The organism is Streptomyces sp. NPDC041796, from assembly GCF_055590785.1.
In genome coordinates, this window is record NZ_JBVJAH010000006.1 from 246,195 (window position 1) to 261,738 (window position 15,544).

Genomic DNA, 15,544 nt, shown 5'->3' on the forward strand with positions numbered 1-15,544 from the left:
CGCTCAGCTCTGGGCGAGCGCCCAGAATCCGACCGCGAAGCAGATCAGCGCAACGATCAGCACCGGGACCGTCACCTTCGGGGGCGGTCCCGGCCGCTTCCCCGTGGACGGCACGGACGGGCCCGTGAACGGTCCCGTGGACGGCACGGACGGGCCGGGAACATGGGGGACGGGGCCGGTGTACGGGCGGGTGGCGGCGGAGGCCTGCGGAACCCCGCCAGTCCGGGCGTGGGCGAAGTCCGGAGCTGCGGGGTGGTGGGCGACGGGGGCGCCGGCGGGTGCGTTCGCGGGCGTGGGGGGAGGCGTGGGGGGAGGCGTGGGATGCGCCGCGGGCCCGGGCTGTGCCGCCGGGTGCGGCAGTGGCGCGGACTGCTGGGGCGGCGGGGCCAGGTGGAAGCTGCCCGTCTCCGACGGTGCCGGGGGCTGCCGCTCCGGCAGGGCCTGCGGGGCGGCCGTCTGCGTGGCGTGCGGGGCGGCCGTCCGCGGGGCCTGGGGCTCGGCCGTCCGCGGGGCCCGGGGCTCGGCGGGGGCGGGTTGCACCGGGCCCTCGGGGCCGAAGCCGGGCGGGAGCGGGCCGATCTGGTCGAACACCTCGACCGGCTCCTCGTCGTCCGCCGGGGCGGGCAGCATCTCGACCGCCGACGTCAGCGCCTTGCGCGCGCCCGTGGCCGTACGGAACCTGGCCCCGGGATCGGGCTGGAGCAGGCCCGCGAGGACCTGCCACAGCGGCTCCGGAATGCCCTGCGGGGCGCCGGGCGTGCCGTACGCCGCGAAGTGTTCGATCAGGGCCTGGGAATCGGGCTTCTGGCCCTGGAGCAGATAGAGCGCGACCAGGCCGACCGCGAACAGGTCCGCCGGGAAGTCGGGCTCCGCGCCCATCAACTGTTCGGGTGCGAAGTATCCGGGCGTACCCACGACATAGTTGGTCTCGGTCAGCCGGGGCTCGCCCTTGCGCATGGAGATGCCGAAATCGGACAGCCGCAGGTGCGGCCGCCCGGTCCCGGTGGCCTCCAGCAGGATGTTGGCCGGCTTGATGTCGCGGTGCACGACCCCCTCCGCGTGCACCGCGGCGAGTCCGGACAGGAGCTGGTCGAGCAGGGTGCAGACGAACCGGGGCGGCAGCGGGCCGTAGTCGCCGATGACGTGCGCCAGCGACCCGCCGGTCACCAGGTCCATGGTGAACAGCACCTTGTCGTCGTCGGCCGCCCAGCTGGCCGGGGCGAGGACGTGCGGGTGGTCGATCCTCAGCGCCTGCTCGCGGACGAAGCGCAGCAGCGTGTGGGCGTCGCTCTGCTGTAGCACCTTGGCCGCGACATAGCGGCGCCGGCGGTGGTCCCAGGCACGCCAGACGGCGCCGACACCACCGCGTCCGATCGGATCGATCAGCTCGTACCGCCCGGCGAAGACCTCACCCATCGCGCTGTGTCCGCTCCCCGTTACCCGTCCGGCGTCCTGCTTCGATCAGCTCTGGTGCGACTCGTAGTGGGCGACCGCGTCCGCGGTGCGCCCCGCGCCGTACACCCGGAGGAACTCTGCCAGTTCGGGGTGGGTGGGGGCGAGGGAATCGGCGGCGTCGATGATGTCACCGGCGGCCGCGACCGACCGCAGCAGCGACTGGATCTCCCGCACCACGCGGCGGACGGTCGGCGCCCCGGAGCTGTTCGCCGTCTGGCTGGTGCCGGTGAGGACCGAGCCGCCCTGGGACTTCTTGATCTCGTCCATCCGGTCGGTCGCCTCCACCGCGCTGACGCTGCCGTCGGCGACCTGTCCGGCCAGCTCCTGCAGGGCCTGGACGCGCTGTACCACGGCCGGGTTTCCGATCTTGGCCCGCTGGCCGCTCATCAGCTGGGACAGCATCGGAGCAGACAGCCCGAGGACCGCGGCGAGGCGGGCCTGGTTCAGGCCCAGATCGTCGATGAGCCTACGGAAGAGCGCCCCCAACGGCTCCCCGTACCAACTGCGCTGAAGCTCTCTGGCTCTCGCGGTCGCTTCCTGCTGTGCTGCATCCATTGCGTCTCCCCATCGCTTCGGTTCGCTGCTGCGAACCTCGTCCAGCATCTTACGGAGAGTGGTCGTCCACCGGGAGTCCCAAACCTTTTGCGGGGCACCCCCCGATACCCGGTACTCTGGTCTGCGGCACGCGCCGCGCGGCGGCCGTCCCGGGGCCTTAGCTCAGTTGGTAGAGCGCTGTCTTTGCATGGCAGATGTCAGGGGTTCGACTCCCCTAGGCTCCACACCCGAAGAGCCCCTGTGACCTGCGGAAACGCAAGTTACAGGGGCTCTTTTTCATGCCCGGGGGCGGCATACGGCACCGACGCCGTGGACCTCACCAGGCTCCCCGTACGCGGACGAACCGCAGCGGTGGGGTGACCCGGGCGGGGGTGAGGGCCGCGCGGGTCAGGGTCCAGGCGTCGGCGACCACCTGGTCGCGCGGTGGGCGTGGACTACGGGTGACCGCGTCCTCGGTCACCGCCCACAGGGCGGCGGTGGCGGCGGTGGCGCGTACCGCGGGGTGGGGTGTGGACCCAGGTGAGCCGGCGCGGTCCAGCCGGTGGGCCAGGGCGGCGCTGTGGGTGCGCTGGGCCGCGTACGCCGCCCGGCCGACGGGGTGGGCGAACACGGCGGACGACAGCGGGTGCCGGTAGACCTGGTGGATCCAGACGGCGAGCCTCAGGCGCTCCTGGCCGAGGAAGTCCCGGGTGCCGCGGGCCTGCGCCAGGGCCGGTACGGCGTGGTCGACCGCTCTCGCGAGGGTCCTGAAGTACCGGGCCAGGTCGTCCTCGGTCAGGCCGGTGCGGGGTGGTGCCGCCGTCGGCGTCGTCGGTGCCATGGCGTCGTCGCTCCTTCGTCGAGTGCGTCGCGTCCCGCGCCCGGAACGCGGCAAGCGGCCGAGGGGGACTCGGCCGCTTGCACAGGGGTCGCCGGTCGCCGTCAGGAGGCGGAGACCGCGACCGCCACGCTCATCAGGCCGAGCACGATGCACAGGGGCGAGTACACCTGTGCGTTCAGCCGCTGGAACTCGGGGTCCGCGCCCCTGGCCATGGCGTACCCGCCGATCCCACGGCCCAGGAGCACCACGCCGAGCCCGTAACTTCCCGCGATCCGCAGCCACTCGGGACCGATGCCCGGAATGGACTCGTGGGTCATGAGAGTGATGACGGCACCGCCCAGCAGAGCCACGCCCACCAGGGCGGAGAGCGCCGGCGGCGGCATGACGCCGCTCTCGTTGCCGAGGACCGCCTTGGTGAAGGACACCTTGTCCTTCAGCGGCCAGGGCGAGAAGGCCCAGATGAAGTGGAGGGCGCCGATTGCCACCATGCCTGCCGTCAGGATCACCGCGGCCAGGGTGTAGATCATGTCGTCTTCTCTCGGTTCGTATGAGGTCTCGTACGGTCTCGCGTACGGGCGCGGCGGCGCGGACCGGGTACGTGCACCGGACGTCGGCTAGACGACGATGCCGCCGTCGATCTGTACGACGGATCCGGTGATGTACGCGGCCTTGTCGGACGCCAGGAACGCGACCAGCTCGGCCACTTCGTCCGCCGTGCCCATCCGGCGGAGCGGCACGCGCTCGACCATCTTGTTCCGGTAATCGGCGTCGAGGTCCGCCACCATGTCCGTTTCGATGAAGCCGGGAGCGACGGCGTTCGCACGAATCCCGTACTGACCGACCTCCTTCGCAAGGGACTTGGTGAATCCAATGATCCCCGCCTTGGTGGCAGAGTAATTGCTCTGGGTCGGGGTTCCGTAGACACCGGCCACCGAGGAGAGCGTCACGATGCTGCCGGAGCGCCGCTTGAGCATGTCGAAGACGACCGCCCGGCAGAGGTTGTAGGTGCCGGTGAGGTTGACGTCGAGGGTCTGCCGCCACTGCTCGTCGGTCATCAGCAGCAGCGGGTTGTCGCGGACGACTCCCGCGGAGGTGACGAGTGTGTCGACGGAGCCGAGCTCCTCGCTCACCTGCTTGACCAGGGCGCGCGCCGAGTCGGCGTCGGCGACGTCGGCCTGGGCGGCGAAGATCCGCGTGCCGTACTCGGCGGCCTCCTTGCGTACGCGTTCGGCGGCGTCGGCCTGCGACGAGTAGCAGAACGCCACGTCGTAACCGTCCTGGGCCAGGCGGAGCACACAGGCGCGGCCGATGCCGCGGGAGCCTCCGGTGACCAGGGCGACCTTGGCGGGCTGCGGGTTCTCGTTCTGCTCAGGCATGGGTCAACTCTCCTTGCTCGGGGCGGTTGCTGGTGCCGGTGTCGCCCGGGGCGGCCAGTTCACCGGCCGGGCGCATGGTGATCACGATCGAGCCGACGGTCAGCAGCGGTTCGCCGTCGATCAGGCTCTCGCCCTCGAAGATCAGCGTGGTGCCGACGCTGCGCACATGGCGCACCCGGTGCTCGATCAGGCTTCCGGGCAGGGCCTTTCCGTGGACCTCGATGCCGCTGATCGAACCGAACAGCATGACCAGGCCGGCCCGCTCCTCGGGGCCGATCCGCTCCCAGGTCGCGAGGACACCGGCGGACTGGCACCAGGACTCGACCAGGAGGGAGACCGGGTAGGCGTGGTCGGCGTCGTCCGCCACATCGGCGTACCAGGGCTCGTTGCAGGTGACGGCCTTCACTGCGGTGAGGGAGACGCCCGGGTCGATCTCGGTGACCCGGTCGACGAGCAGCATCGGATAGCGGTGCGGCAGCGTCTCCTTGAGGCTGGTCGTGCTGATCACGGGGCTTCCTCCAGGGCGTTGTCCTCGGTGCCGGGTGCGTGCGTGCCGGGAGCTTCGGTGCCGAGTGCCTCGAACTCGTATGCCAGGCGTATCTGCGCGGACTTGCCGCGAGAGGTGGAGAGGGCCGCATAGGCCTTCCAGGAACCGGACTTGAGCTTCCAGTCCAGCTCCACGGTCACCTCGTCGTCGGGGAAGACGGGGCTGAGGAAGCGCACGGACTCCACGGCGGTGAGAACCGGGACGCCCGGCACGGGCGGCCGGGTGCGGGCGGCGTGGTGGACGCACTCGATGAGGCAGACCCCGGGGAAGATCGGGAAGCCCGGGTAGTGGCCGCGGAAGACCTGCTCGTCGGCGGCCACGGTGATGTGGGCCGTGGCGCCGTCCGGGCGGGTGTGGGGGATGCGCACGGTGCCCTGGATGGGTGTGGCGAAATCCACGTTCATGGGTGGTGTGACTCCTTTCGCTCGGTGGCGGGTTCAGCTCGCCCGGGGCGTGACGAGGGCGACCGAGACGTTGCCCTGGGCGGCGACGGCCACCACGAGCTGCTCGGCGCCGGGCAGGCGCAGCGCCTCGGTGACGTGGAGCACCGGCGTCAGGCAGCCGACGCCCGCCGGGTGGTGGGTGACCCCGTCGCCCAGGGCGGCCGCGACGGCGTGGGTGACGGCGTCGTCGGCGCCGATGAGCCGCACCGGGGGACGCGGGCCGGTCACGCCGACCCCCTGGAGGGCGTTGCCCAGCAGCCGTGAGGCGGTCACGGGGCCGTGCTGCGCGGCGGCGACGGGCGGCGGCAGCAGGAAGCCGCGCACCCGGACCCTGCCGTACGCCCGGCCCCCGCGTGCGGTGACGGCGGCGGCCGGCTCCACGACGAGGGCCACGGCCCCGTCCTCGCTGCCCTCGCTGCCCGGCTCCGACCAGTCGAGGGGGGACTCGGCGGCACCGGCCAGGAGCCACCCCGACCGCCCGGCGCGCAGCGCCCTGGTGCCGTGCTCGATGGCCTCCAGGCCGGCGACGCGCGGGGTGTGGACGCCGAGGCTGTAGCCCTTCAGGGCGTGCTCCATCGCCACCCGGCTGCCCACCAGGTTGACCGAGAAGTAGGGCACCGTGGCGGGGCTGAGCAGTGTCGAGTCGCCCTCGATCACGGTGCGGTCGAACTCGCCGTAGAGCTGCGACATGCCGTTGTTGGTGCCGATGGTGACCGCCCGGCGGTCCTCGGGCACGTCCGCGAGGGCCGCACCGGTGTCGGTGAGCGCCCGGCCGGTGGCGGCGAGCAGGTACTGGCTGGCCTTGGGCAGGTACTTGTAGCCGCGCCCCAACTGGGCCCGCAGGTCGAACCAGGGGCCGGTCCGCTCGCCCGTCGGGTCGAGGGCCTCCGGCGTGACCACGCCGATGCCGGTGACGACCGGGTCCGTGGCCACGGCCTCGGACGCCGGGGCGGCGGCGGTCTCAGTGGCGGTCATCGCGGCTCACCTCGCAGCAGAAGGGACATGTTGTTGCCGCCGAAGGCGTAGGAGTTGACCATCGCGGTGCGGCCGACCCGGGTGCGTTCGGCCGGTACGCGCACCCGGCACTCGGGGTCGGGCGTGGAAACCGGCAGGTTCGGCGCCATCTCCCCGTGGTGGAGGAACAGCGCGGCCGCCACGACGCCCAGTCCGCCGGAGGCTCCACCGGTGTGCCCGATCAGCGCCTTGAGGCTGTAGAGCGGGATCTCGGCGGTCCGCTCGCCGAACACCTGGTACATCGCCCGGGTCTCGGTGAGGTCGTTGAGCTTGGTGCCGGTGGCGTGCGGGACGACGAAGTCGACGTCGCCGGGTGTGCGGCCCGCCTCGGCGAGGGCGTCCCGCATGGCCCGGACGATCTGGCCGCCCTCCGGGTCCAGCCCGGTGGCGTGGTACGCCTCGCAGCTCCAGCCGGAGCCGGTCAGCGTGGCGTAGATCCGGGCACCCCGGGCCCGCGCCGCGTCCGCCCGCTCCAGGACGACCGCCCCCGCGCCCTCGCCCAGCACCGTGCCGCCACGGGTCGCGTCGAAGGGCCGGCAGCTGTCCGGGTCGAGGGCGCCCACCTGGTTGAAGGCGGCGTGCGCCACCCGCGAGTAGGTCTCGAATCCGCCCGCGACCACCACGTCCGCCTCGCCGGAGCGGATCATGTCCGCGCCGGTCGCCAGCGAATAGCCGCTGCCCGAGCAGGCGTTGCTGAAGGTGCTCGCCGTGCCCAGCGCGCCCAGCTCCCGGGCGATGACGGACGAGGTGGCGAACACCGGGTTCCAGCGGTCGTCCTCGGGGAAGGTCTTGGTGCCGCGCCACTCCTCGATGACGTACGCGTCCGCGATCGAGGAACCGAACAGCACGGCGGTGCGCGCGGGGTCGGCTCCGCTCGGACCGGCGTCGGCGACGGCCTCCCGGGCCACCGCCAGGGCCGCCCGGGTGGCCCGACCGATCGCCAGGCCGTCCACGGTGTCGGGGCCTTCCGGCAGGGCGCCGTCCGGGAGGAAGTAGAAGGCCGGAATGGGTACGTGGGCCAGGGGGTCGGGGGCGATGTCGGCGGTCGGCGGGGTGGGGTTGAGCAGCCCGGCCCGGAACCGGTCCACACCCGCGCCGAGGTGGCACAGCGCCCCCAGGCCGGTGATGACGACTTCGGTCACCTTGATGTCTCCCGCTTTCTGTTCGTGGTCGTGGTGGCGCGTGGCCTCGCGGTGCCCGCGGTGGCCGGAGCCGGTGGGTCAGAGGAAGAAGACCCGGTCGTACTCCGGCCAGCGGGCCGCGAGTTGGCCCGGCGCCGCGCATCGCACTCCGTCGATCAGCCGGTCGGGGCCGGCCCCGAGGGCCGCGAGGCCGTCCTCCTCCACCCAGATCCCGACGCCCGCGTCGCGCAGCCGCACCAGGTCGTCGCGGGGCGTGCCCAGCGTCTCCAGGAGGCGTTTGCCGACGGTGATCGGCGGTGCGGGGGCGGCCGCGATCGCGTAGGTGACCGCCTCGCCGCGCAGCAGGACGTCGAGCCCGAGCTGCCGGTGGATCTCCAGGCCGAGGTAGAGCGCGTCGAAGTACCCGACCTCGACCGCGCCCCGGTAGGCGCGCTCGACGATGGCCAGTGAGGTCATCAGGCCACCCCCATGAACAGCGTCCGGGTGGCGGAGTGCACATGCCCGCCGAAGGTGTGGGGAGCGCGCATGCGTACCTCGGGAATGTGTCCGGTCGCGCCCCGGTGCTCGCTGCAGGCCCGGCAGCCGAACCAGTACAGCCGGTCGGGGAAGGCGTCCAGGAGCTCACGGATCAGGACCGTGGTGGTCGGGTACTCGGCGTACCGGTCGAGGAGGTTGGCCGGCTTCCGGTCGCCCAGCGCCTCCTGGCTCAGCATGGCGCTGTAGCCGCAGGCCCACACCTGGACGCTCGCGCCGCGCTCCAGGAGCGCCTGGAGCAGCCGGAACACGGAGGTGGTGAGCTCGCCGGTGTGGGGCGGGCCCATGACGACGAGCAGGACGTCGGTCTTCGGGGTGCGGGCCATCAGTGCCACACCACCTGGACGTCGGGGGCGAGGAGCTCGTCGGCCACCTCGTCCATGCCGACCATGCGGGCCGCCGGGACCAGCGCCTCGGCGTCGAGCCCCCGCTGCGTCACGGAGAACTCGTCGACCCACAGTTCGGCGCCGGCCTCCAGGGCCCGGTCGAGTTCGGCCAGGGCGCCGGGCAGCGCGGTGGTGACGCCCTCCTGGACGAGCACCACCCGTACCGGGTGCCCGGCCCGGGCGAGCGCCGTCGCGTCCGTGAGGAAGCGGGCGCAGCCCGGGCCCGACTCGCGTCCGGTCGACTCGATCAGTACGAAGCCGGGCATGTGCGTCACTCGCCCCGCAGCGCCGCGAGGACGTGGTCGTCGAACGAGACCAGGGACCAGTCCTTGCGGTTCGAGAAGTCCGCGTAGCCGTGCACGATGGTGCCGGTGGCGGTGGGCACCAGCTTGCCGTCGCGGATGACGTAGCAGTCCATCCGCGAGGTGTAGGTGACGTCCTTGAAGATCTCCTCGACGGTGAAGACGATGTGGAGTTCCTCCTCCATCAGCGCCTCGTCGAGGAAGCGGACCGTGGAGCGCGGGACGACGGGGATCCACTTCCGCTCGTCCAGGAGCGTCTTGATGGAGATGCCCCGGTGCGCCACGAAGCGGTCCTTGGCCTCCTCCATCAGACGCAGGTAGCCGGACATCTGCAGGCGCTCGTTGTTGTGGCAGTACGGGTAGGCGATCCGCCAGCGCCACGCGATCGCGTTGGAGCCCTCGGTGAGCTCCTTCAGCAGCGGGTCGGTGTTGTGCGTGGCGGTCAGACCCAGATCGGCGCCGGGGACGAGCTCGGCGTCGCGCACCGGCTCGGCGGTGGCGATCCGCTCGACGGCGAACCGCTTCAGCTCGGCGGGCACCACGTCGGTCGGGTCGACGTACTGCTCGCGGCGCAGCGCCACCGTGACCTTGGAGGTGACGTCCTTGACCTCGCCGTCCTTGGACAGGACGACCCGGAAGGTGAGCGCGCTGCCGTCACCGACCGGCGTGACCGTGGCGGTGGCCGTCTCGTCCAGGTGGAAGGCGTTGAGGATACGGGTGTCGAGGTCGGTGATCTCCAGGCCGAGGCCGTACTCCTCGAACAGCACCCGCGAGGGCAGGCCGTGGGTGCGGAAGTGCGCCAGGACCGCCTCTTCCACGAGGTAGTTGACGTGCTTGAAGCCGATCCAGGTGTTGATGTTGTTGCCCTCGTAGCGGGGGCGCACCGTGACCTCGCTGGGCTGGGTGACCAGGGCGGTCACCGCGGCTTCGAGGGCGTTGTCCGTGTGGGTGTCAGGCATGGTGTCGGCCGTTCCTCTTCGGGAGTCGTCGGACGTCGGGTCCCTCGGGCTGACATTGCCCTGGGCTGCACCGAAGCTAGATCGGACGACACCGCCGGCCTGCGGTTGTGACAGGTTCCTGCGCCGGTGCGCGCCGCCCCGGGACGGGGCGTTACAGCTTGCTGCCGATCCGCTGCGCCATGCGCCGAGGCCTCTTTAGTGTCGGCCCGACCCGAGGTCCCCAGCAGATTGGATGTGGTGCACGGTGAGCGACATCGCCATAACCGGCCTGGGTGCCGTCTGTCGTCTCGGCGCCGGAGTCGAGACGTTCTGGAGCCGGGTAGGGGCCGCCGACACCGCACCCCCCGACCGGGTCCCCGACCCGGACGCCCGGGTGCCGTTGCCGCTGTACTACCTGGTGCCCGACGGCGCGTCCGACCCGGACGCCGACCTCGGTCCGGCCACCCGCTACACCCTGGAGGCGGGCCTGGAGGCGTGTGCGGACGCCCGGGTCGCCGACGTGGCGGCCGAGCGGGTGGCCGTGGTCATGGGGTCCAGCGTCGGTGACGCGCGCCAGGTGGAGCTGGCCAGGGCCGGGCAGGCCGCGCCGGTGGACGGTGCCTCGCCGCCGTTCGCCCTGGCGTCGGCGCTCGCCGCGCGGATCTCCGCGGGCGCGGGTGCCGTCAACCTGAGCAACGCCTGCGCGGGCAGCGGCTATGCGATCGCGCTCGGCGCGGAGATGATCCGGGCCGGTGAGGCGGACGTGGTGGTCGCGGGGGGCGCGGAGGCGTACTCGCGGGTGACGGTGGCCGCGTTCAACCGGATGGGGGCGCTCGGTGCGGAGCGGCCCCGCCCGTTCGACCGGGACCGGGCCGGGGTGATGCTCGGCGAGGGTGCCGGTGCCGTCGTGCTGGAGAGCGTCGAGCACGCCCGGCGGCGTGGTGCGCGGATCTACGCGCGGCTCGCCGGGACCGGCTGGAGCTGCGACGCCGCACACCCCACCGCGCCGGACCCCGCCGGTACGCAGGCGGCCCGGGCCATGCGGACGGCGCTCACCGAGGCCGGTGCGGGGCCCGAGGACGTCACGCTGATCGTGCCGCACGCCACCGGCACCAAGCTCAACGATTCCACCGAAGCCGCCGCCATGGCAGGGGTGTTCGGCGAGCGGCTGGCCACGATCCCCCTGCACAACCTGAAGGCCGTCGTCGGGCACCTCGCCGGCGGCGCCGGAGTGCTGGGCACGGTCCTGGCCGCCCTGTGCTTCCACCACGGCACCGTCCCCGGCAATCCCCCGACCACCGCGCTCGACCCGGAGTGCCCGGTCCACCTGCCGACCGCGCCCACCCCTCTCCCGTCCGGGGTGGCGCTGGTGAACGCGTACGCCTTCGGTGGCAACAACATCTCCCTCGCGCTGACCGGAGCCCCGTCATGAGCCCAGCACCCTCCGCCCCCGCCGAGTTCGTCGTCACGGCCGTCGGATCGGTGCTGCCGCCGGACGGCGCCGCGCACCCGTGGTTCGACCACCGGGCCGAGCTGGGACGCGGCTACCGCTACCTTCCGCCGGCGTGCCAGTACCTGCTCGCGGCCACCGGCCGCGCCCTGGCGCAGAACGGGACGGGGGAGGCGCTGGCGGCGCTGCCCGAGGAGGACCGGGCGATCGCGGTGGGCACGAACCACGGAGTGGCCGGGGTGCACGCCGAGGTCGACCAGGCCACCGTGGCGGGCGAGGCCCATCTGCTGTCGCCCAACGCCGTGCCGTACTTCTCCCCGAACCTGGTCGCCAGTCGCGTCGCGATGGAGCACGGGCTCAAGGGGTTCAGCCTGGCCGTGCACAGCCAGGGGTCGGCGGGGCTCGAAGCACTTCAGGCGGGGCTGCGCGCGCTGCGTTCCGGGCGGGCCCGCTGGCTGCTCGCCGGCGCGGCCGAGGCGCCGCTCCCGGACGCGGACAAGGCAGCGGTGCGTGGTTCCGGGCGGACGGAGGACGGGGCGCTCGCGCTGGTCGTGGAGGAGGCGGACACGGTCCGGTCCCGCGGCGGGCGCGTGCTCGGCCGGGTCGAGGTGCGGTCGGTCTCGCTCCCGCCGCAGGTCGCCGGGTCCGGGGCCGGTGTCCGGGGCGCCCGGGCCGCCCTGGCCGCGGCCGGTGCGGGGCTGGGGGTCACGGACCTCACGGACCGGACGGTACGCCTGGTCGGCGACGGGTCGCCGGTCGCGCGGGCCGTCGCCACGGCGCTCGCGGACGGCGGGGACGCCGTGTCCGCCGGTACGGGATGCCTGCTCGCCGTTCAGGAAGTGGCACACGCCCTGACCCGCCCGGACGGCGACCACCTGATCGTCACCGCGACCGGGGCGGGCGGCATCGTCGTCGCCCGCGTCGTCCCGGAAGCCGCCTGATCCCCACCCCCGCACTCCTCAACCGATGGGAAAGGAAAACGAGATGACGACTGCCGTCCTCGACAAGGAAGAACTGCGTGAGCTGGTCGCCGACGCCCTCGATGTCGATGTCGACGAGGTCACGGACGACGCGAACTACATCGAGGACCTCGGTGTGGACTCGCTGATGGGTCTGGAGATCCTGGTGCAGCTGGAGAAGAAGTTCGGGGTGAAGATCTCCGAGGAGGAGTTCGGCCAGATCACCAACTTCGGCCAGACCTACACCCTGCTGTCCGGGAAAGTCACCGGATGACCCGCCGCCCCGCTCCGACCATTTCCCGCGCCATTTTCCGCGCCGTTTTCCGCGCCTGAAAGGACGTCCCCCCGTGGGAAGCAACAATCTCGAAAAGGCGGCGGCACAGGAGCAGGCCGGTGGAGGCCGCGGCTGGACCCTCGCCGTGGTCTCGGCCGCCACCTTCATGCTTCTGCTCGACCTCACCGTCGTCAATGTCGCCCTGCCCGACCTGCGGACCGCGTTCGACGTCGAATTCGCGGAGCTGCAGTGGGTGCTCGACGCGTACGCCCTCACACTCGCCGTGTTCCTGCTCACCAGCGGGTCGCTCGCCGACAAGTTCGGCCGCAAGGCGGTGTTCCAGTGGGGCTTCGTCGTCTTCACCCTCGCTTCCCTGCTCTGCGGAGTCGCGCAGGACATCCTCGTCCTGAACCTGGCCCGTGGCCTCCAGGGCGTGGGTGCCGCCGTGCTGTTCGCGGTCGGCCCCGCGCTGATCGGCAATGAGTTCCGCGGCAAGGACCGCGGAAAGGCGTTCGGCGTCTTCGGCGCCGTGGGCGGCCTCGCCATCGCGTTCGGCCCCCTCATCGGTGGCGCGCTCACCGAGTACATGAGCTGGCGCTGGATCTTCCTGCTCAACGTGCCGGTCGGCATCTTCGCCATCGTGGCCGGCGCGCTGCGGATGCGGGAGTCCAAGGCCGCCGTCAGCCACCCGGTGGACTGGGCGGGCCTGACCGTCTTCTCGGCGGCCCTCGGCCTGCTGGTGACCGGCTTCCTGCGCGGCCACGCGGAGGGCTGGACCAGCGCTCCCATCCTCGGCATGTTCGCCGGGTCCGCCGTGCTGCTCCTCGTCTTCTACTTCGTCGAGCGCAGCCGTGGTGAAGCGGCCATGCTGGACCTGTCGCTGTTCCGGATCCCGACCTTCAACGGGGTCTCGTTCTCCGCCCTGCTGTGGAACTCGGCCGTCCTCGGATCGATCTTCCTGGAGATCTCCTACCTGCAGAACGCGCTGGGCTTCACCGCGTGGGAGACGGGTCTGCGGTTCCTGCCGATGACCCTGACGATCTTCGTCGCGGGCGGTGTCGCCGGCGCGCTGACCGCGACCGTCTCGCCCAAGCTCCTCGCCACCTCGTCCGGTGTGCTCATGGCCGCCGGTATCGGCCTGATGCTGCTGGTCGACAAGGACAGCAGCTGGACCGCGCTGCTGCCCAGCATGATCGTGCAGGGCATCGGCATGGGCATCTACACCCCGATGCGCGCCGCGCTGTCGGTCGGTGTGGCGGCGCCCGAGAAGGCCGGTATGGCCTCCGGTATCGGTGAGACGTTCCAGCAGGTCGGCATCGCCGTGGGCATCGCCGCCTTCGGGGCGCTCTTCCAGGGCCGCGTCACCGACGCGTTCGAGGCCACGGAGGCCGGTGCCCAGATGGGCGCCCGCGCCGAGGAGTTCGGCGAGGCCGTGGCGGCCGGAGCCGGCGGAGAGGCGGCGGCCACCCTGCCCGGCGGACTCGCCCAGCAGGCGGCGGACGCCGCGCACACCGCCTTCGTCAACGGGTTCGAGGACACCATGCTCGCCTGCTCGATCGTGGTCGCCGTCGGCACCGTCATCGCGCTGCTCCTGGTGCGGGCCAAGGACCTCCACGAGAGCGCGCGTGGCGACCAGGCCGGTCCGGGGCGCGACGACGAAACGTCCGCCAGGCCGGAGCCGGTTCCGTCGGCCGGCTGACAGCAGCCGGAGCCGGATGCGAGCGGGCCCGCCCAGGGCCCCCTCGTACCCACCCCATGACCTCATGCGCCCGGTCGCCAGGCGCATACCGCGAAGCACCGGAAGGACAGTCATGCCCACCGTCATCACCCGCCGCGCGACCGGGGCGCCGTCGCAGCGGGTCTGGGAGGCGCTGGCGTACAGCGCCTCGTTCCCCTCGTACATCCCGGAGATCGTCGCGGTCGACATGCTGTGGCAGGACGCGGACCGGCGGTGCAGCCGCTGGACCGTTCTGCTGGGCGACGCCCGGCTCACCTGGCACGAGGAGGCCGCCGTCGACCACGCGGGTCGCCGCATCGATTTCGTCCAGACCCACGGCGACCTCAAGGCCCTGCGGGGTCACTGGCTGGTCGTGTCCCGGGGCACCGCCGGATGCGAGGTGGAGCTGCGGCTCGACATCGAGGCCGGCATCCCGCTGCTCGACAGCATGCTGCACCCCATCGCCGAACGGGCGCTCGGGGAGTTCACCGAGGCGGTGCTCGACCGGATCGTCGAGCGGGCCACCGCGTCCGCCGTGGCGGCGTGATGGCCACCGTTCCCACTCGTACCGCGCGATCCCCGAGGAGTACCCCATGAAGGTTCTGCTGACCGGTTCCGGTGGCGTGGTCGGCAGCGAAGTCGCCGACCTGCTGGCCGCGTTGGGAGACAAGGTCCAGGTGACCTCGGTGACCAGGCGCCCCACCCGCCCCGGGGAGAGCCGCTGGGTGCTCGGTGCCGAACCGCCCCCCGCCGAGCTGCGCACCCACTGGGACGTGGTGATCCACAGCGCCGCGTCCACCCGCTGGACGATGAGCCCGGAGGAGGCTCTCGCATCCAACGTACGCACCACCGAGGCGGTGCTCGAGCTGGTCGACGCCGACACCCACCTGGTGCACGTCTCGACCGCCTACGTCGAGGGCCAGGACCCGGCCATCATGGACTCAGCCGCCGGGTTCGGCCGCTTCCGCAACACCTACGAGTGGTCCAAGGCCCAGTCCGAGGAGCTGGTCCGGGCACGGCACCAGGGCCCGCTGACGATCGTGCGGCCCCCGCTGGTCTTCGGCCGGCGCGCCGACGGCGCGATCGCCCGCCTCACCGGCCCGTACGCCATGGTGCAGTCGCTGGTCTCCGGCCTCGCCCCGGCACTGGTGGGGAACCCGGCCGGGTTCATCGAGCTGGCGCCGGTGGACCAGGTGGCGGAGGTCATCGTGGCCGCCGCCACGGGCACGCCGCCCGCCGCCCCGGTGGTGGAGACCATCGCCGCAGGTGAGCACTGCCTGCGGGTGACCGACCTGGTGGAGGGCATCTGCGGCGCGGTCAACGAGTGGCGGGCCGAGCGCGGCGTCTCCCCGGTGCCGGTGGCTCCCGTCATCCCGTCCGAGACCTGGCGGCGCCTCCACATGCCGCTGGCCGCACGGCACTTCTCCGATGTGCAGAAGCGGGCCATGGAACTGCTCTCCGCATTCGAGGGCTACGCCTGCATGCCCACCCCGTTCCGCCCCACCCAGGTGGTCCAGGACCCGGCCGACGTACTGGCCCGTTCGGTCCGCTGGTGGGCCGACGCCAAGTCCCGGCACGCCACGAGGGTCCCCGAGCCGTGGACCCTCGTCGCGGCGTGACCGCCGCAACCCC

Annotated in this window: 19 protein-coding genes and 1 tRNA gene; 7 read left to right on the plus strand and 13 right to left on the minus strand. The window is 72.4% G+C overall.

Annotated elements, in window-relative coordinates; genetic code table 11:
• Positions 1-3: 3 nt before the first annotated feature.
• Both ACZ6C1_RS14250 and ACZ6C1_RS14255 read right to left on the minus strand, forming a co-directional pair.
• Positions 4-1,416: a serine/threonine-protein kinase gene (locus ACZ6C1_RS14250; protein WP_469240767.1), complete on the minus strand. Its 1,413-nt coding sequence runs from the start codon at positions 1,414-1,416 to the stop codon at positions 4-6.
• Between the two features lie 45 nt (positions 1,417-1,461).
• Positions 1,462-2,010: a helix-turn-helix domain-containing protein gene (locus tag ACZ6C1_RS14255; protein WP_064069723.1), complete on the minus strand. Its 549-nt coding sequence runs from the start codon at positions 2,008-2,010 to the stop codon at positions 1,462-1,464.
• A gap of 151 nt (positions 2,011-2,161) precedes the next feature.
• On the opposite strand from ACZ6C1_RS14255, the gene ACZ6C1_RS14260 reads away from it, so the two are divergent.
• Positions 2,162-2,234 (plus strand) — tRNA-Ala (locus ACZ6C1_RS14260).
• A gap of 92 nt (positions 2,235-2,326) precedes the next feature.
• Here ACZ6C1_RS14260 and ACZ6C1_RS14265 read toward each other — a convergent pair.
• The 11 genes from ACZ6C1_RS14265 to ACZ6C1_RS14315 form a co-directional block, all read right to left on the minus strand.
• Positions 2,327-2,830 carry a hypothetical protein gene (locus ACZ6C1_RS14265; RefSeq protein ID WP_469240769.1) on the minus strand — a complete coding sequence of 168 codons (504 nt, stop codon included), beginning with the start codon at positions 2,828-2,830 and terminating at the stop codon, positions 2,327-2,329.
• 101 nt (positions 2,831-2,931) lie between these two features.
• Entirely contained in the window at positions 2,932-3,357 is a 426-nt protein-coding gene (locus ACZ6C1_RS14270) for a DUF3995 domain-containing protein (RefSeq protein WP_469240771.1), read from the minus strand.
• An 87-nt stretch (positions 3,358-3,444) separates the two neighbouring features.
• The gene (gene fabG / locus ACZ6C1_RS14275; protein ID WP_469240773.1) at positions 3,445-4,206 is read right to left on the minus strand and encodes a 3-oxoacyl-[acyl-carrier-protein] reductase; all 762 of its coding nucleotides are present in this window, start codon (positions 4,204-4,206) and stop codon (positions 3,445-3,447) included.
• The gene (locus ACZ6C1_RS14280; protein ID WP_469240775.1) at positions 4,199-4,714 is read right to left on the minus strand and encodes a 3-hydroxyacyl-ACP dehydratase FabZ family protein; all 516 of its coding nucleotides are present in this window, start codon (positions 4,712-4,714) and stop codon (positions 4,199-4,201) included. The genes fabG and ACZ6C1_RS14280 overlap by 8 nt, the downstream gene beginning before the upstream one ends.
• A complete protein-coding gene (locus ACZ6C1_RS14285) occupies positions 4,711-5,157 on the minus strand; it encodes a 3-hydroxyacyl-ACP dehydratase FabZ family protein (RefSeq protein ID WP_469240777.1) in 447 nt (148 codons plus the stop codon). The genes ACZ6C1_RS14280 and ACZ6C1_RS14285 overlap by 4 nt, the downstream gene beginning before the upstream one ends.
• Before the next feature lie 33 nt (positions 5,158-5,190).
• Entirely contained in the window at positions 5,191-6,171 is a 981-nt protein-coding gene (locus ACZ6C1_RS14290) for a beta-ketoacyl synthase N-terminal-like domain-containing protein (RefSeq protein ID WP_469240779.1), read from the minus strand.
• Complete coding sequence (locus ACZ6C1_RS14295) at positions 6,168-7,352, minus strand: beta-ketoacyl-[acyl-carrier-protein] synthase family protein (RefSeq protein ID WP_469240781.1); 1,185 nt, start codon at positions 7,350-7,352, stop codon at positions 6,168-6,170. Before ACZ6C1_RS14295 ends, ACZ6C1_RS14290 begins: the two co-directional genes overlap by 4 nt.
• A gap of 78 nt (positions 7,353-7,430) precedes the next feature.
• A complete protein-coding gene (locus ACZ6C1_RS14300) occupies positions 7,431-7,808 on the minus strand; it encodes a hypothetical protein (RefSeq protein ID WP_469240782.1) in 378 nt (125 codons plus the stop codon).
• Positions 7,808-8,212, minus strand: a complete 405-nt coding sequence (locus tag ACZ6C1_RS14305; protein WP_469240784.1) for a hypothetical protein — start codon at positions 8,210-8,212, stop codon at positions 7,808-7,810. Before ACZ6C1_RS14305 ends, ACZ6C1_RS14300 begins: the two co-directional genes overlap by 1 nt.
• A complete protein-coding gene (locus tag ACZ6C1_RS14310; RefSeq protein WP_469240786.1) occupies positions 8,212-8,538 on the minus strand; it encodes a DsrE family protein in 327 nt (108 codons plus the stop codon). Before ACZ6C1_RS14310 ends, ACZ6C1_RS14305 begins: the two co-directional genes overlap by 1 nt.
• Positions 8,539-8,543: 5 nt before the next feature.
• Complete coding sequence (locus tag ACZ6C1_RS14315) at positions 8,544-9,533, minus strand: thioesterase family protein (protein ID WP_469240788.1); 990 nt, start codon at positions 9,531-9,533, stop codon at positions 8,544-8,546.
• 244 nt (positions 9,534-9,777) lie between these two features.
• Here ACZ6C1_RS14315 and ACZ6C1_RS14320 point away from each other — a divergent pair, with 244 nt between their 5' ends.
• The 6 genes from ACZ6C1_RS14320 (at position 9,778) to ACZ6C1_RS14345 (ending at position 15,531) form a co-directional block, all read left to right on the plus strand.
• Positions 9,778-10,944: a beta-ketoacyl-[acyl-carrier-protein] synthase family protein gene (locus tag ACZ6C1_RS14320; RefSeq protein WP_469240790.1), complete on the plus strand. Its 1,167-nt coding sequence runs from the start codon at positions 9,778-9,780 to the stop codon at positions 10,942-10,944.
• Positions 10,941-11,903, plus strand: coding sequence for a beta-ketoacyl synthase N-terminal-like domain-containing protein (locus tag ACZ6C1_RS14325; protein WP_469240792.1), 963 nt, complete (start codon positions 10,941-10,943; stop codon positions 11,901-11,903). The genes ACZ6C1_RS14320 and ACZ6C1_RS14325 overlap by 4 nt, the downstream gene beginning before the upstream one ends.
• Positions 11,904-11,946: 43 nt before the next feature.
• A complete protein-coding gene (locus ACZ6C1_RS14330; protein ID WP_469240794.1) occupies positions 11,947-12,195 on the plus strand; it encodes an acyl carrier protein in 249 nt (82 codons plus the stop codon).
• A 73-nt stretch (positions 12,196-12,268) separates the two neighbouring features.
• Positions 12,269-13,894, plus strand: coding sequence for an MFS transporter (locus ACZ6C1_RS14335; RefSeq protein ID WP_469240796.1), 1,626 nt, complete (start codon positions 12,269-12,271; stop codon positions 13,892-13,894).
• A gap of 112 nt (positions 13,895-14,006) precedes the next feature.
• Positions 14,007-14,459, plus strand: coding sequence for a type II toxin-antitoxin system RatA family toxin (locus ACZ6C1_RS14340; protein ID WP_469240798.1), 453 nt, complete (start codon positions 14,007-14,009; stop codon positions 14,457-14,459).
• Between the two features lie 46 nt (positions 14,460-14,505).
• A complete protein-coding gene (locus ACZ6C1_RS14345) occupies positions 14,506-15,531 on the plus strand; it encodes an SDR family oxidoreductase (protein ID WP_469240800.1) in 1,026 nt (341 codons plus the stop codon).
• Positions 15,532-15,544: the final 13 nt, after the last annotated feature.